The organism is Streptomyces sp. ActVer (genome assembly GCF_027270795.1).
Lineage (GTDB): Bacteria > Actinomycetota > Actinomycetes > Streptomycetales > Streptomycetaceae > Streptomyces > Streptomyces umbrinus_A.
Map to the genome: position 1 here is coordinate 1 of NZ_JAPWHT010000244.1, position 15,341 is coordinate 15,341.

Here is a 15,341-nt window from a genome sequence, read left to right on the forward strand (position 1 = left end):
TGGGGGGCCGGGTGGCTCGGCAGCCGTGGGGCGCGAACCGGCCTCCACCGCACCCGCCACCCACCGCAGCCACCGCACCCGTCACCCACCCCGCCCTCCCTCGGAGCCCTACGGCGCAACCGACTCCGACTCGTCCACCTCCACCGGAGCCTCCCCGAAGCGGGCGAGCGCCAGCGCCCCGGCCACCGCCACGGCGAAGCCGAGCACGGCCAGCCAGGCCAGCCCCTCCCGCGTACGGTCTCCCAGCCACACCACCCCCACCACCGCGGGCCCGATGGTCTCGCCGATGACCAGTCCCGCCGTGGCCGTCGTCACCGAGCCCCGCTGGAGCGCCGACGTGAGAAGCAGGAACGCCGCGCCTCCGCCCAGCAGCAGGGCGTACGTTGCCGGGTTGGTGAAGAGCGCCGAGGGGGTGAGGCCGTCGATGAGCCGGACCGACACCTCGACCACCCCGAACCCGAACCCTGCACCCAGCCCGAGCGCGAGCGCCCGGGCCCGATCGGGCAGCCGTCCGGCCAGCGCACCGAGGAGCAATACAGCCGCGGCGGTGCCGAGCATCGCGTACTTGAGCGCGGTCGACCCGGCCTTGTCCCCCTCCTCCCCGGAGGCGAGCCCGAGCATCGCGAGCCCCGCGCACACCACCGCGACCGCGCCCCATTCGAGCCCGCTCAGCCGCACGTGGAGCAGCCATGCGGCGACCACCGCCGTCACGGCGAGGCTCGCGGCGAGCGCCGCCCCCACCGTGTAGATCGGGAGCGACCGCAGGGCCGCGATCTGCAGGACGAACCCGACCCCGTCGAGCGCGAGCCCGGCGATGTACCGCCACTCGCGCAGGGCGCGCCACAACAGGGCGGCGTCCACACCGGAAGCCCCGTCGGACGATCCACCGGGGGAACCGTCCGAGGAACCGCCCGGGGAGCCGGGGCTCTCCGGTCCGCGCGCGGCCGCCCGTGCCGCGATCGCCTGCAACACCGTCGCCGTGCCGAAGCACACCGCCGCGCCAAGGGCACACACCATTCCAAAGAGCACAAAGCGACTCTAGGGGAGGGAGAGTTCAGGAGAGCCGTTTGTACAACCCGCTCACCTGATCTCTAACCTGTCCGGAGCCGGACGAGCGAGCCGGCCATGGACGAGCCCGCCGGACGGGCCCAACGGGGGAGAGAACATGGCGGACCAGCGCAGGAAACTGCGTTCGAGCACGGTCGTACTCGGCGGCATGGGCGTCCTCGCCGCGGCCCTCACCTCGTGCGGTTCCGACCCGGACCGCCGCTGCGTGGACCGCGACAGCTACGAGTACGACGGCTACAAGATCGTCGCCGACAAGAACTGCAAGTCGGGCTCCACCTCCACCTCGTCGGGCAAGAACCGCGGCGGCGGCCGGACCGGCACGGTCGACGCCGCCTGGTACTACGACGCCGACGTCAGCGCCGGCTACGCCGACTACGGCACCTTCAGCCGCAGCGAGGCCGTGGACCGCGACGGCTTCGGCTGCTCCGGCTCGGGCAGCGGCGGCGGCTGACCCCGGGGAAGTCGGGAGAACCCAGCAACTCCGAGGAACCGGACCGCCGTCATGGAACGCCGCACCACGACCCCCCGCCCCGGCTGGCAGCAGACCGTCGAGGAACAGGGACTCATCTACCCCCTCACTCGCTATCCGGACGACTCCCTGCGCCCGTACTGGGACGAGTCCGCGTACTACGTCTTCTCCCTCCCCGAGGTCGAGGCCCTGGAGGAGGTCGTCGAGGAACTCCACACGATGTGCCTGGCGGCGGCCGAACACATCGTCACCGAGAACCGCCTCACCGACCTCGGCATCACCGACCCCAGAGTTGCCGACGCGGTCACCGAGGCTTGGCACCGCCGCGCCGAACTCCCGTCCCTGTACGGCCGTTTCGACCTCCGCCACGACGGCACCGGCCCGGCGAAGCTCCTGGAGTACAACGCCGACACCCCGACGTCACTCGTCGAGGCCGCCAGCCCCCAGTGGTTCTGGATGGAGGAACGCTTCCCCGGCGCCGACCAGTGGAACTCCCTCCACGAACGCCTCGTCGACGCCTGGAAGAAACAGTCCGCCCTCCTCCCGCCGGGCAGCCCCCTCTACTTCGCGCACTCCGCCGCCGACGAGCTCGGCGAGGACCTGATGACCGTCGCCTATCTGAAGGAGACCGCGGAACAGGCGGGCCTCGACACCTCCTGGATCGCCATGGAGGAGATCGGCTGGGACCGCCTCTCCGGCCGCTTCGTCGACAAGCAACTCCGCTTCATCCGCAGCTGCTTCAAGCTCTATCCGTGGGAATGGCTCACCACCGACCGCTTCGCCCCGCACGTCCTCGCCACCCTCGACAACGGCGGCGGCACGGGAACCACGATGTGGATCGAGCCGGCCTGGAAGATGCTGCTCAGCAACAAGGCCCTCCTCGCGATCCTCTGGGAGCTGTACCCGGACCACCCCAACCTCCTCCCCGCCTTCCTCGACGGCCCACGCGAACTGGCCACCACCCGCGGATACGTGGCCAAGCCCCTGCTCGGCCGCGAGGGCGCCGGAGTCACGGTCCACGAACCGGGCTCCGCTCCCGTCGTCCGCGAAGAACCCTGCTGCTACCAGGAGTTGGCGCCCCTCCCTTCCTTCGACGGCAACCGCGTCGTCCTCGGCGCCTGGGTCGTCGAGAACGAGTCGGCAGGCCTCGGCATCCGCGAATCCTCCGGCCTCATCACGGACGAGTACGCCCGCTTCCTGCCGCACGTGATCCTTTGACCCCCCGGCTGCCCACCGGCGCCGGGCCGGGCGCCCCCGGTCCCGAGGGTCCGGAGGGGCCGGTCACACCCCCAGTACGCCCCGCAGCTGAGCGAGCCCCCAGTCCAGGTCCTCCTTACTGATCACCAGCGGCGGCGCGATCCGGACCGTGGACCCATGGGTGTCCTTGACCAGCACACCCCGGTCCATCAGCTTCTCGGAGATCTCCCGCCCCGTGCCGTACGCCGGGTCGATGTCGATCCCCGCCCAGAGCCCGCGCCCCCGCACCTGAGTGATCCGGCCCGAACCGGCCAACTGCCCCAGCTCCCGGTGCAGATGCTCGCCCAGCTCGGTGGCCCGCCGCTGGTACTCGCCCGACCGCAGCATCGCGATCACCTCCAGCGCCACGGCACAGGCCAGCGGATTCCCGCCGAACGTCGACCCGTGCTCACCCGGCCGGAACACCCCGAGCACCTCGCGCGACGACACCACCGCCGACACCGGCACGACTCCGCCGCCGAGCGCCTTGCCCAGCACATACATGTCCGGCACGACCCCCTCGTGCTCACACGCGAAGGTCCGCCCCGTCCGCCCGAGGCCCGACTGGATCTCGTCCGCCACGAACAGCACGTTCCGCTCCCGCGTCAGCTCCCGTACGCCCGCGAGATAGCCGGCCGGCGGCACCAGCACCCCCGCCTCGCCCTGAATGGGCTCCAGCAGCACGGCCACCGTGTTCTCCGTGACCGCCGCGCGCATCGCCGTCAGATCCCCGTACGGCACGATCTCGAAGCCCGGCGTGTACGGACCGAAGTCCGCCCGCGCCTCGGAGTCCGTGGAGAAGCTGATGATCGTCGTCGTGCGCCCGTGGAAGTTGTTGCCCGCCACGACGACCTTCGCCATCCCCTCGGGCACGCCCTTGACCCGGTACCCCCACTTTCGGGCGGTCTTCACGGCCGACTCGACCGCCTCCGCGCCCGTGTTCATCGGCAGCACCATCTCCATGCCGCACAACTCGGCCAGCCGCGCGCAGAACTCGGCGAACCGGTCGTGATGGAACGCCCGCGACGTCAACGTCACCCGCTCCAGCTGCGCCTTCGCCGCCTCGATCAGCCGCCTGTTGCCGTGACCGAAATTCAGCGCCGAATACCCGGCCAGCAGATCCAGATAACGGCGCCCCTCGACATCCGTCATCCAGGCCCCGTCCGCCGTCGCCACGACGACCGGAAGCGGGTGGTAGGTGGGCGCGCTGTGCGCTTCGGCCGAGGCGATCAGTTCTTCGGTGGTGCTCACGGGGTCTCCGTTTCCGGCCGCACGAGGGCTCGTGACCTGCTTCTTTTCCCGCTGCTGTTCCCGGGTCCCGGCCCGGCTCACTTCCGGCCGTCCGAGGGCGTGTGGCCCCCTTCCTATCGTCGCTCGCATGGTGGACGCGGGAACCCGGTGAACCGGCGCGCCCGGTACGCTGATCCACGGGCCGTGACTGGCGCGCTGGGATGGGACCGACCATCGGGGAGCGGCCCATGAACTGTGTGCCGTGCGCCTGGGCCGAACCGTGAACGCCGAACGCCCACGTCCGGAGGCCGTCATGTCAGAGCCCCTTTCCAACGAATCCACCGCCTTCCGCAGCGCCCTCGAAGTGATCCGTGCCGTCGAGCCCCGCGTGGCCGACGCCATCGGGCAGGAAGTCGCCGACCAGCGCGAGATGCTCAAGCTGATCGCCTCCGAGAACTACGCCTCCCCGGCCACCCTGCTGGCGATGGGCAACTGGTTCAGCGACAAGTACGCCGAAGGCACCGTCGGCCGCCGCTTCTACGCCGGCTGCCGCAACGTGGACACCGTCGAGGCCCTCGCCGCCGAGCACGCCCGCGAACTCTTCGGCGCCGAGCACGCCTACGCCCAGCCGCACTCCGGCATCGACGCCAACCTCGTCGCCTTCTGGGCCGTCCTCGCCGCCCGCGTCGAGGCCCCCGCCCTGCAGAAGGCCGGCGTCCGCAACGTCAACGACCTCTCCGACGCCGACTGGGCCGAGCTGCGCCAGGCCTTCGGCAACCAGCGCATGCTCGGCATGTCCCTGGACGCCGGCGGCCACCTCACCCACGGCTTCCGCCCGAACATCTCCGGCAAGATGTTCGACCAGCGCTCCTACGGCACCGACCCCGCCACCGGCCTCATCGACTACGAGGCCCTGCGCACCTCCGCCCGTGAGTTCAAGCCCTTGATCATCGTCGCCGGCTACTCCGCCTACCCCCGTCTCGTGAACTTCCGGATCATGCGGGAGATCGCCGACGAGGTCGGCGCCACGCTGATGGTTGACATGGCGCACTTCGCGGGCCTCGTCGCAGGCAAGGTCCTCACCGGCGACTTCGACCCGGTGCCGCACGCCCAGATCGTCACCACGACCACCCACAAGTCGCTGCGCGGTCCGCGCGGCGGCATGGTCCTCTGCGACTCCTCCCTCGCCGACCAGGTCGACCGCGGCTGCCCGATGGTCCTCGGCGGCCCCCTTCCGCACGTGATGGCCGCCAAGGCGGTCGCACTCGCCGAGGCCCGCCGCCCCGAGTTCCGCGACTACGCCCAGGCCGTCGTCGACAACGCCCGCGCTCTCGCCGAGGGCCTGATGCGACGCGGCGCCACGCTGGTCACCGGCGGCACCGACAACCATCTCAACCTCATCGACGTCGCCTCCTCCTACGGCCTCACCGGCCGCCAGGCCGAGTCCGCCCTGCTGGACTCGGGCATCGTCACCAACCGCAACGCGATCCCCGCCGACCCGAACGGCGCCTGGTACACCTCCGGCATCCGCATCGGCACCCCCGCGCTGACCACCCGTGGCCTCGGCGCCACCGAGATGGACGAGATCGCCGGCCTCATCGACCGCGTACTCGCCACCACGGAGCCCGGCACCACCGCCAAGGGCGCCCCTTCCAAGGCCCAGCACGTCCTGGACCCGAAGATCGCCGAGGAGATCTCCCACCGGGCGACCGACCTCCTGACCGGCTTCCCGCTCTACCCGGAGATCGACCTCGGCTAAGGCCTCAGCCGAGACCTCGGCCGAGATCGCAGGCGAGGGCGCGGGCGTGACTGCCCAGACCGAGAACCGACCCCCGGTCTGGGCCGGAACTGCCCCACAAACCGAACCAGCGGATTCGTAGGCCGACTCACAAGTCGATCAACTCCTGTCGTGACTCCCGCGGCGGCCCCGGCTCACGCCCGGCCGCCGCGCGGCGTATCAGCAGGGTGCCGCCGGAGCCGAGGGCGAGGCCCGCCACGAGTCCGGCTATCGCCCACCCCGGGCCGCCCGCAGGATCAGCCACACCGCCCGTCACGCGCCCCGGACCGAACAACTCCTTTCCCTCCAACTGGTCGTAGACCGACCGCGGTGCCCGATGCCAGCGGATGTCGTCGTCGTTCACGTCGGCCGCCGGGGCACTCCGTATCCAGGGTGTGCCGTCGTCCGCGAGAAACAGCTGGTCCTGGCGCCCCATATAGATGTCGCCCCCGGGCGCACCGTCCGTCTCGGGCCAGCCGCCCACGCCGGTCGTTCCCCAGATCACGGTGGCCCGCACGGCAGGGAAGCCGCCCTCCAGCCAGTGCTCCGGAACCTTCTCCGTGTCCGTGTCCGACGGCCCCAACAACCGCCAGAGCCGCGCGAAGTACGGATCCCCGGAGCGCACGCTCGTCGTCCGCCCGCTGCCGTCACCCGCCATGACCACCGCCAGGTTCGGAACGTCGGGATCCGGCACCGATGCCGATGCCGACGCTGGGGCCGCGGACGGCACCGCCGCGTGTGCCCGAGGAGCCCCGAGCCCGACGAGAGCCACGACGACGAGAGCGGCCATGACGGACACGACTCCGCCAGGCGCCCTGCCGCCGAGCCGGCCGCCTGGGCCTGCTCTTACCCGCCCGCTCGGACCCGCTCCTACCCGCCCGACCCGAAGGCGACGGGCCGCACCCATGCCCTGGGCCCTCGTTCCCCGGATTCGTAGGCCTTGGATACGTAGGCCCCAGATCCGTAGCCACGGGAGCAGCATGCCCCGGACCCCCGTTCCCCGGATCCGCAGGCCACGGGCTGCCCCCGCTCTTCGGTGCCGCAAACCGAGGGCCACCCCCACGCGCCCGACCCTCACCTTCATGAGCCCTGCCTTCGTGAGCCCAGCCTCAAGGCTTCCCCCTCACAAGTCCTGCCCACCACAACTCGCCCCACCACAACTCCCCCTCCACGCAAGGCCCCTCCTCCGACAGCCCCCTCAGCCACCCCACCCGGAAGTTCCTCTCAAACGCCCTTCTCAGAGCCCCTCTCAGACGTCCCTCAGCTCCTGCCGAGGGCCCGCCTCCCGCACCCGAACCCGCCGCCGACGGCTCAACTCCCGAACTCCCGGCAACCGCCCGACGAACGGCCGCAGCCCCAGGGCCAGCACAGCCCCCGTCACCAGCCCAGGTATCGCCCACCACCAATCGGTGTCATCGCCCGCCGCCGCGGCGGCCCCAGCCGTGCCGGACTGCTCTGTGGACCCGGACCCGGACCCGGACTCGGACTCGGGTGCGGACCCGGAAGCGGCACCCTCCGCCGTCTCCCAGGGCGCCGGATAGATGGCCCCCGCGCCCGCGCCGGACGAGGATTCACCCATCACGCCGAGCTTCTTCAACAGTGCGCGCACCGCCGCCGGTTGCTCGGCCTTGTGCCAGTAGCCGTTCATGGACTTCGGAACGTTGGCCGCCGTGTGTATCCAGACGTCCTTGGTGCGCGGTGTCTCCGGGTAGACGCGGTCGACCCGCCAGGGCGAGACGTCATGGAGCATCCAGGTGACATTGATCTGCCGGCCGCTGCCCACGCCCAGCCCGGGCGGCTCCTCGCGGGTGCCGCTGCCCGGCTGTCCGAGGAGGCGCTCCAACTCCCCATACTCCTCCTTCGAGTTGTAGAGCGCTGTGCTCTGGCCGCTCTCCGGCGAGACCACCAGCACACTCGTCGGACCGCCGGCCGTCGCCGTGGGCGCGCACAGCACCACCAGGCCGAGCGCCATCGCCCAGCCCGAGACCGCCGCCCAACCCCGGCTCCCCGTCACCCGTGCACGAACCCTGCGCATCCCGACACCCCCCAATCGGCTCCGGTGCGGTCCGCCCGCACCCGCGTGTCACTTCTGGTACACCGCTCGACCCGCCGGGGTTCCCACTCGACACCGACCAAAATTTCGAGACATCCGCGCCGGGCCGCCGCGCCGCGCCGCCCTGCCCCACATCGCTCCGCCCGCCCCGCCCCGTCCTGGCCAACAGGCCCGCTAGTCCAGCGACTTCGCGATCTCCACCGCCCGTGCCCTGGACGCCACACCCTCCAGCCGGAGTGTCAGGTCGCCCCCGTGCACCCACAGCAGCGTGGGTCCCGCGGTCCGGGTGGAGTGGGTGAACTCCCCGTCCCCGTCCATCAGCCAGAGGCGCAGGAGATGAGGGTCCGGAAACCACAGCGCCGTACGCTCGACGAAGTCCGCGTCCTTGCCCAGCGGCACATACTCCGGCTGCTCCCTCACGAACTTGGTGAACCCGGGACTCAGCACCGCCGGATACTCGTCCAGCCGGACCGTGCGCCCCTGCTCGCGCCAGCACAGGGTGATCAGGAACCGCCCCTTCGGCTCGCGGGTCACCGTCACCGCCTCCGGGGTCCCCAGAGCAGGGGGTGTGAGGGGCGCGAAGCCCGCCCGCCGCTCGGCCTCGGCGAGAGTGAGGGACGGGCCGCCGCAGCCGGGCACCTCGGCCCCGTGCGAAGGCGTCGCCGACGGGTCGTACCGCACCTCCACCCCGCCGAAGTCGAACCACTCGACGACCGCGGCGCGCACCGGAGGCGTGAGCACGAGGACCGTCAGCAGACCGCACAGCCCCGCGGCCAGCGCGCGCCGACGCGCCCGGGCCCAGCGGCGCACCGCCCTCAGCCGCTCCGCGAGGCCCGGCGGCTCGGCCACGGGTACCGGCACGTGCTCGGTGAGTATCTGCTCCAGCACCCGCTCGACCATCGACTCACCGCCCGCCGCGCCGGGCCGGTCCAGCGACCGCCCGAGCGCCCGCAGCTCCTCGGGCAACCGGGAGACACCCTCCCCGTGCCCATCCCCCTGCCCAGGCCCATGCCCGCGCCCGTCCTCATGCCGGCCCTCACCACGGCCCCGGTCACCGGACGACCCCGCGCCCCCCGCCTCGTACGACTCGTCGGAGTCACTCACGCTCTTCACCTCCTCCCCGCGTCTTCCGACCTCTCGGGCCGCCCAGGCCCTCCGCATCTCCCGCATTCCCCGAAGCCTCCGACCCCCTGGAACCCTCCCGCGGCTCGAACTCCGGCAGCAGTCTGCCGAGCTTCCGCAGGGCGCGGTTGAGCCGGGATTTCACCGTCCCCCGCGGCCAGCCCAGGGCCTGGGCGGTCTCCGACTCGTCCATCTCCAGCAGATAGCGGTAGGTGACGACCAGCCGGTGGTCCTCGCCCAGCCCTTCCAGGGCGGTCAGCAGGGCAGTCCGGCGCTCGACCTCCAGGGCCGCGGCCGCCGGATCCGCCGATTCCGGTATCAGCGGCTCGGCCTCCACGAGGGCGGCCTCACGGCCGGCCAGCGTCCGCTGGCGCACCGCCGTCCGCACTGTGTTCCTCGTCTCATTGGCGACGATCGAGAGCAGCCATGGCTTGAACGCCGCGCCGTCCCGAAAGCGCCCCAAGGAGCAGTAGGCCTTGAAGAAGGCCTGCTGCACCACGTCCTCCGCGTCCGCACCCGCCCCCAGTGCCGCGGCCGCCCTGAGCGCGAGGCCCGTATGGGCACGCACCAGCTCCGCATACGCCTCCGGCTCTCCGGCGCGCACGCGTGCGATCACCGCGGCCTCATCGACGATGCGGCCCCCCTCCCGCGTCCTCACGCTCTTGTTACACCGCCGGAGGCGGATCGGTTCCCACCCGTGTCACATCTGTTTCCGACCAGTTCCGGAACGGCCCCTGACACCTGAGAGAATGGTGAGCATGGCTTCAGACCGTCCCCGCGTGCTTTCTGGAATCCAGCCCACCGCAGGCTCGTTCCACCTCGGCAACTACCTCGGCGCCGTCCGCCAGTGGGTGGCCCTGCAGGAGTCCCACGACGCGTTCTACATGGTCGTCGACCTGCACGCGATCACCATTCCGCAGGACCCCGCGGACCTCCGCGCCAACACCCGGCTCGCCACCGCCCAGCTGCTGGCCGCCGGTCTCGACCCGGAGCGCTGCACGCTCTTCGTCCAGAGCCATGTCCCCGAGCACGCACAGCTCGCCTGGATCATGAACTGCCTCACCGGCTTCGGCGAGGCATCCCGCATGACCCAGTTCAAGGACAAGTCCGCCAAGCAGGGTGCCGAGCGCGCCTCGGTCGGCCTCTTCACGTACCCGATCCTGCAGGTCGCGGACATCCTGCTGTACCAGGCCAACGAGGTTCCGGTGGGTGAGGACCAGCGCCAGCACATCGAGCTGACGCGCGACCTCGCCGAGCGCTTCAACGGCCGCTTCGGGCAGACGTTCACCGTTCCGAAGCCGTACATCCTCAAGGAGACGGCGAAGATCTTCGATCTCCAGGACCCGGCGATCAAGATGAGCAAGTCGGCGTCGACTCCGAAGGGCCTCATCAACCTTCTCGACGAGCCGAAGGTCACCGCCAAGAAGGTCAGGAGCGCGGTCACCGACACGGACACGGTGATCAGGTACGACGTCGAGAACAAGCCCGGCGTCAGCAACCTGCTGACCATCTACTCCACCCTCACCGGGACCGGTATCGCGGAACTGGAGCAGAAGTACGTCGGCAAGGGCTACGGTGCGCTGAAGACTGACCTCGCCGAGGTCATGGTCGACTTCGTGACGCCGTTCCGGGAGCGTACCCAGCAGTATCTGGACGACCCGGAGACGCTCGACTCGATCCTGGCCAAGGGGGCCGAGAAGGCCCGCGCCGTCGCCGCGGAGACCCTCTCCCAGACGTACGACAGAGTGGGTTTCCTGCCGGCGAAGCACTGACCGTCGGGACGACAACCGGGCCGACAACCGGGACAACAGCCAGTACGAGACCAGGACAACACCGGTACGACAACCGGAACGGGGCCGTACGGCCGTACAGTCGATAGCCGAACCGGCAGCAACCTCTGCCCGAGAACTACATAAACACGACAGAACATCAACACAACGACAGGAGACGACGTGGGGACCGTAACGATCGGTGTGTCGATCGCGGTCCCGGAGCCACACGGCAGCCTGCTCCAGGAGCGGCGCGCGGGCTTCGGCGACCCCGCGGCTTCCGGCATTCCCACGCACGTCACACTGCTGCCGCCGACCGAGGTCGACGAGTCGGCGCTCCCCGCGATCGAGGCGCATCTCGTCGAGGTCGCGGCCGTCGGCCGGCCCTTCCTGATGCGCCTGTCGGGCACGGGGACCTTCCGCCCGCTGTCGCCCGTCGTGTTCGTGCAGGTCGTCGAGGGGGCCGAGGCCTGCACCTGGCTGCAGAAGCAGGTCAGGGACGCGTCCGGGCCCGTGGCGCGCGAGCTGCAGTTCCCGTACCACCCGCATGTGACGGTGGCGCACGGCATCGACGACGAGGCGATGGACCGGGCGTTCGAGGAGCTTGCGGAGTACGCGGCCGACTGGCCGTGCACCGGCTTCGCGCTCTACGAGCAGGGGGCCGACGGCGTGTGGCGCAGGCTGCGTGACTACGTCTTCGGGGGCGCGGTCGTACCGCCGCAGGCCGCCCGCGCGGAGCGTGGCCCGCTCCCGGCCCGCTGAGCGGACAGCGCGCCGACTGGCCGGCCCGTCGGCGGACAGCCCACCGACCGGACGGCCCACGGGCCGGGCGAGCGGGGAGTCGGACGTTCAGGGGGTCATGCGCAGGATCGTGACGGGGCTCGCCGTGCTGGGCCTAGGGCTGGCCGGATGCGGTACGGAGGCCGACGGCGACGACGGCAGGGCGAAGCAGCCCTCGTCGCCCTCACCGGAGGCCGGTGGGACGTCCGGGCCGACCTGGGCCTACGACGAGATCCTCGACGACGAGAGCGAGCTGTCGGACGTGATCGCGACGGCCGACGACGACATCTGGGCAGTGGGCACCGTCACTGCCACGGTCAGTGAGAATCCGTCACCCGACGACGGGTTTCTGCTCCACCACGACGGCACGCGCCGGCAGCGGCAGCCGATGCCCGCCGCGCTCGGTTCCACCGTCCACGAGGCCCGCTTCGACTCCCTGGGCCCGGACGGGTTCCTGCTGACGGCCTCGCAGCCGACCCTGGCAGGGCCACGGACGGTCCGCTGGGACGGCACGCGCTGGACCGCGCTCCCGGAGCTGCCGGGCGACGGCGGCCGGCTCGTCGACATGAAGGCCTTAGCGGCCGACGACGTCTGGGCCCTGGGCGGCGAGTCGCGGATCCACCACTGGGACGGCACCCGGTGGAGCACCTCGACCCTGCCCGCCACCGTCGTCTCGCTCGACGGCGTCGCGGCCGACGACCTGTGGGCCGTCGGCCACCGCGAGACGGGCGACGGCAGTGACGGCGGAGAGTTCACACAGCCCGCGGCCGTGCGCTGGGACGGCTCCTCCTGGCAGCTGACGGAGACCCCCGCCTACCGCTTCCCCGAGCCGGTGCCGCCCGAACCCGGCGCCTCGATCGACGACGTCCTCGCTCTCGCCGCCGACGACGTCCGCGCGTACGGCATGCACAGCTTCAACCACGGCGAGGTGGAGGACGAACCCCAGGAGGAGCCCGTACGGCTCCGCTGGGACGGCTCGGGCTGGGCCAAGGCGCCCGACGCCGAGGGTGACTGCGCCGGGTGCGTCCCCATGGCGGTCGACGGCACGCGCGGGCTGTTCCTGGACGGCAATCGGTACGTCGACAGCGATGGTGCCTGTACGAAGATCAAGCGGCCTCGGTTGCCCAGCGAGGGTGGGGTGCGGGCGACTTCCCGGCAGTCGTTGTGGTTGTCGGCGGTGGAGGTCGTGCCTGGCACCGACCGGGTTCTCGGGGTGGGGCACGTCCAGGTGAACCAGAGCGGGAATCCGATGAGCAAGTCCGTGATCGTGTCGCTCAAGCGGTAGCGCTCCGCGGGGAGCGGGGCGGGGGCGGGGCAGTGTTCGGAGTGCGGGCCGGTGGGGGCTTGTCGCGCAGTTCCCCGCGCCCCTTACGGGGCGCCCCCGAGCGCCGCCCCCTAGATCGGCAGGCGGCGGAACACCGCCCTCGGTACGTGCCTCAGGGCCGACATGACCAGCCGCAGTGCCCCCGGTACCCACACCGTCTCGGAGCGTCGGCGCAGGCCCGTCTCGATGGCCGTGGCGACCGCCTCGGGGGTCGTCGCGAGAGGGGCCTCGGGCAGGCCCGTCGTCATCCTGGTGCGGACGAAGCCGGGGCGTACGACCATCACGTGGACGCCCGTGCCGTGCAGGGCGTCGCCCAGGCCCTGGGCGAAGGCGTCGAGGCCCGCCTTGCTGGAGCCGTAGATGAAGTTGGCGCGGCGGGCGCGCTCGCCGGCCACCGAGGAGAGCACGACCAGGGAGCCGTGTCCCTGGGTCTGGAGGGCCCGCGCGCACACCAGCCCCGACGACACCGCGCCCGTGTAGTTGGTCTGCGCGACCCGGACCGCCGAGCCGGGCTCGTTCTCGTCGCGCGACTGGTCGCCGAGGACACCGAACGCGAGCAGTACGAGGTCGATGTCGCCCTCGGCGAAGACCTTGCCGAGGGTGATCTCGTGGGCGTCGGGGTCGAGCGCGTCGAAGGCGACCGTACGGACGTCCGCGCCGAGGACGCGCAGGTCGGCGGCGGCCGACTCCAGGGCGGGCGAGGGGCGGCCGGCGAGCCACACCGTGCGGGTCCGGCGGGCGATCAGCCGCCGCGCGGTGGCCAGCGCGATCTCGGACGTGCCGCCGAGAACGAGCATGGACTGGGGGGCACCGAAGGCGTCCTTCATGAAACCGAACTCCTATAGAGAGAGTGGGAAAACCGAACTCACCGAGCGGCTCGCCTCAGAGCCCGAGGCGCCGGGACAGGTCCGAGGTGAAGACGGAACGCGGGTCCAACTCCTCGCGCAGCGCCCGGAAATCGCCCATCCGCGGATACATCTCCGAGAGCAGCTCGGGCCGCAGCCGGGAGTCCTTGGCGAGGTAGACACGCCCGGCGGCAGCGGTGACCTCCTCGTCCAGCTCGTCCAGGAAGCCGCCGAGGCCCGGCAGGTTCGCTGGGATGTCCAGGGCGAGGGTCCAGCCGGGCATCGGGAAGGACAGCCAGCCCGGATCGCCCTCCCCGAAGCGCTTCAGGACGGCGAGGAAGGAGGGGCAGCGACGCTGTGAGATGCGGTGCACGATCCGGCGCAGGGCGTCCTCCTGGCCGTATCCGACGACGAACTGGTACTGCACGAAACCGCCGCGCCCGTAGACGCGGTTCCAGTGCGGCACGCCGTCGAGGGGGTGGAAGAAGGTGGAGATCCGCTGCAGTTCGCCGCTGCGCGCGCGGGGCGCCCTGCGGTACCAGAGCTCGTTGAAGAGGCCGACCGTCGTCCGGCCGAGCAGCCCCTCGGGCAGCCAGGCGGGGGCGGCGGGCAGGCTGCCGGGACGGAACTCCAAAGGGGCTCTACGTGCGCGCGTGCGGTCCGCCAGCGCCTCCAGGGGAGCGTGATCGCCCCGGGTCAGCACCGAACGCCCCATCGACGCGCCGCGGGCCAGCAGGTCGATCCAGGCGACCGAGTAGCGGTAGCGGTGGTCGGTGGCCGTCAGGCGGGCCATCAAGTCGTCCAGGTCCGTGGCGCGTTCCGTGTCGACCGACATCAACGAGGTCGCCACGGGCTGCAGCCGGAGGGTGGCCGTGAGGATGACACCGGTCAGGCCCATCCCGCCCGCCGTGGCGTCGAAGAGGGGCGTGCCGCGACTCACCGTACGGATCTCGCCGTCCGCGGTCAGCAGTTCGAAGGAGAGCACATGGCGGGCGAACGAGCCGGACACGTGGTGGTTCTTGCCGTGGATGTCCGCGCCGATCGCCCCGCCGACCGTCACATAGCGGGTCCCGGGCGTCACCGGCACGAACCAGCCCAGTGGCAGCAGGACTTCCATGAGGCGGTGCAACGAGACGCCCGCGTCGCACAGCACGGTCCCCCCGTCGGCGTCGATCGCGTGGACGCGGTCCAGGCCCGTCATGTCGAACACGGCCCCGCCCGCGTTCTGCGCCGCGTCCCCGTAGGCCCGTCCCAGGCCTCGTGGGATGCCTCCGCGGGCCCCGCACTCCCGGACGGCCGCCGCGGCCTCCTCGTACGAACGAAGGCGGATCAGACGGGCGGTGGTGGGGGCGGTGCGGCCCCACCCCGTGACGGAAACCGTGTCGGCAGGCATGCCCGCGACCGTATCGCCCGAAAGTAACCGTTAGTTCCCTAACATCCTCACTCTCCCCGAAATGGGTGATTAATGGGATGTCGCTCAATATTGCCGGAGTTCCTGCCGTGTTGACGTGAACAGTGAGTCCACATGGACCACCACGACGACCACCACGACGACCGCCCCGACCTGGACCACCGGATCCTTACGGCCCTCCACGCCCGCGGTGCCGCCCCGCGCGTCGCCGCCGCCGCGCGGGCCCTGTCCCTGGCCGGCGAGCACGGCGCGCTGTG

General features: G+C 71.4%; 14 protein-coding genes, 1 pseudogene and 1 riboswitch. Of the genes and pseudogenes, 7 read left to right on the forward strand and 8 right to left on the reverse strand.

Annotated features, from left to right (window positions below; translation table 11 throughout):
• Positions 1–108: 108 nt before the first annotated feature.
• Positions 109–1,017: a hypothetical protein gene (locus O3Q52_RS32210; RefSeq protein WP_269652212.1), complete on the reverse strand. Its 909-nt coding sequence runs from the start codon at positions 1,015–1,017 to the stop codon at positions 109–111.
• 148 nt (positions 1,018–1,165) lie between these two features.
• On the opposite strand from O3Q52_RS32210, the gene O3Q52_RS32215 reads away from it, so the two are divergent.
• Both O3Q52_RS32215 and O3Q52_RS32220 read left to right on the forward strand, forming a co-directional pair.
• On the forward strand, positions 1,166–1,519 hold the full coding sequence (locus O3Q52_RS32215; RefSeq protein ID WP_269652213.1) for a hypothetical protein: 354 nt from the start codon (positions 1,166–1,168) through the stop codon (positions 1,517–1,519).
• 51 nt (positions 1,520–1,570) lie between these two features.
• A complete protein-coding gene (locus tag O3Q52_RS32220) occupies positions 1,571–2,755 on the forward strand; it encodes a glutathionylspermidine synthase family protein (protein WP_269652214.1) in 1,185 nt (394 codons plus the stop codon).
• Positions 2,756–2,818: 63 nt separating this feature from the next.
• Here the strand turns inward: O3Q52_RS32220 and rocD are convergent, their stop codons facing one another.
• On the reverse strand, positions 2,819–4,024 hold the full coding sequence (gene rocD, locus O3Q52_RS32225) for an ornithine--oxo-acid transaminase (RefSeq protein WP_269652215.1): 1,206 nt from the start codon (positions 4,022–4,024) through the stop codon (positions 2,819–2,821).
• A 173-nt stretch (positions 4,025–4,197) separates the two neighbouring features.
• Positions 4,198–4,284: riboswitch (ZMP/ZTP riboswitch) on the forward strand.
• A 32-nt stretch (positions 4,285–4,316) separates the two neighbouring features.
• Here rocD and O3Q52_RS32230 point away from each other — a divergent pair.
• Positions 4,317–5,762: a glycine hydroxymethyltransferase gene (locus O3Q52_RS32230; RefSeq protein WP_269652216.1), complete on the forward strand. Its 1,446-nt coding sequence runs from the start codon at positions 4,317–4,319 to the stop codon at positions 5,760–5,762.
• Positions 5,763–5,889: 127 nt separating this feature from the next.
• Here the strand turns inward: O3Q52_RS32230 and O3Q52_RS32235 are convergent, their stop codons facing one another.
• From O3Q52_RS32235 to O3Q52_RS32250, 4 genes are all read right to left on the reverse strand, one after another.
• Positions 5,890–6,570: a hypothetical protein gene (locus tag O3Q52_RS32235; RefSeq protein WP_269652217.1), complete on the reverse strand. Its 681-nt coding sequence runs from the start codon at positions 6,568–6,570 to the stop codon at positions 5,890–5,892.
• Between the two features lie 459 nt (positions 6,571–7,029).
• Positions 7,030–7,815: a hypothetical protein gene (locus O3Q52_RS32240; RefSeq protein WP_269652218.1), complete on the reverse strand. Its 786-nt coding sequence runs from the start codon at positions 7,813–7,815 to the stop codon at positions 7,030–7,032.
• A 192-nt stretch (positions 7,816–8,007) separates the two neighbouring features.
• Positions 8,008–8,937, reverse strand: coding sequence for a hypothetical protein (locus tag O3Q52_RS32245; RefSeq protein ID WP_269652219.1), 930 nt, complete (start codon positions 8,935–8,937; stop codon positions 8,008–8,010).
• Positions 8,930–9,571 carry an RNA polymerase sigma factor gene (locus tag O3Q52_RS32250; RefSeq protein ID WP_332112967.1) on the reverse strand — a complete coding sequence of 214 codons (642 nt, stop codon included), beginning with the start codon at positions 9,569–9,571 and terminating at the stop codon, positions 8,930–8,932. The genes O3Q52_RS32245 and O3Q52_RS32250 overlap by 8 nt, the downstream gene beginning before the upstream one ends.
• 142 nt (positions 9,572–9,713) lie before the next feature.
• Between O3Q52_RS32250 and trpS the strand changes: the two genes are divergently transcribed.
• The 3 genes from trpS to O3Q52_RS32265 all read left to right on the forward strand — a co-directional run bounded on the left by trpS (position 9,714) and on the right by O3Q52_RS32265 (position 12,789).
• Positions 9,714–10,727: a tryptophan--tRNA ligase gene (trpS, locus tag O3Q52_RS32255; RefSeq protein WP_269652221.1), complete on the forward strand. Its 1,014-nt coding sequence runs from the start codon at positions 9,714–9,716 to the stop codon at positions 10,725–10,727.
• Between the two features lie 180 nt (positions 10,728–10,907).
• Positions 10,908–11,486 (forward strand): 2'-5' RNA ligase family protein, encoded by a 579-nt coding sequence (locus O3Q52_RS32260; RefSeq protein ID WP_269652222.1) that lies wholly within the window; start codon positions 10,908–10,910, stop codon positions 11,484–11,486.
• A 97-nt stretch (positions 11,487–11,583) separates the two neighbouring features.
• Positions 11,584–12,789, forward strand: coding sequence for a hypothetical protein (locus O3Q52_RS32265; RefSeq protein WP_269652223.1), 1,206 nt, complete (start codon positions 11,584–11,586; stop codon positions 12,787–12,789).
• A 110-nt stretch (positions 12,790–12,899) separates the two neighbouring features.
• On the opposite strand, the gene O3Q52_RS32270 is transcribed toward O3Q52_RS32265, so the two are convergent.
• Both O3Q52_RS32270 and O3Q52_RS32275 read right to left on the reverse strand, forming a co-directional pair.
• A complete protein-coding gene (locus tag O3Q52_RS32270; RefSeq protein ID WP_269652224.1) occupies positions 12,900–13,655 on the reverse strand; it encodes a decaprenylphospho-beta-D-erythro-pentofuranosid-2-ulose 2-reductase in 756 nt (251 codons plus the stop codon).
• Between the two features lie 55 nt (positions 13,656–13,710).
• Positions 13,711–15,066 carry an FAD-binding oxidoreductase gene (locus O3Q52_RS32275; protein ID WP_269652225.1) on the reverse strand — a complete coding sequence of 452 codons (1,356 nt, stop codon included), beginning with the start codon at positions 15,064–15,066 and terminating at the stop codon, positions 13,711–13,713.
• A gap of 132 nt (positions 15,067–15,198) precedes the next feature.
• On the opposite strand from O3Q52_RS32275, the pseudogene O3Q52_RS32280 reads away from it, so the two are divergent.
• Positions 15,199–15,341 (forward strand): annotated as a pseudogene (locus tag O3Q52_RS32280) (phosphatase PAP2 family protein); the annotation flags it as partial.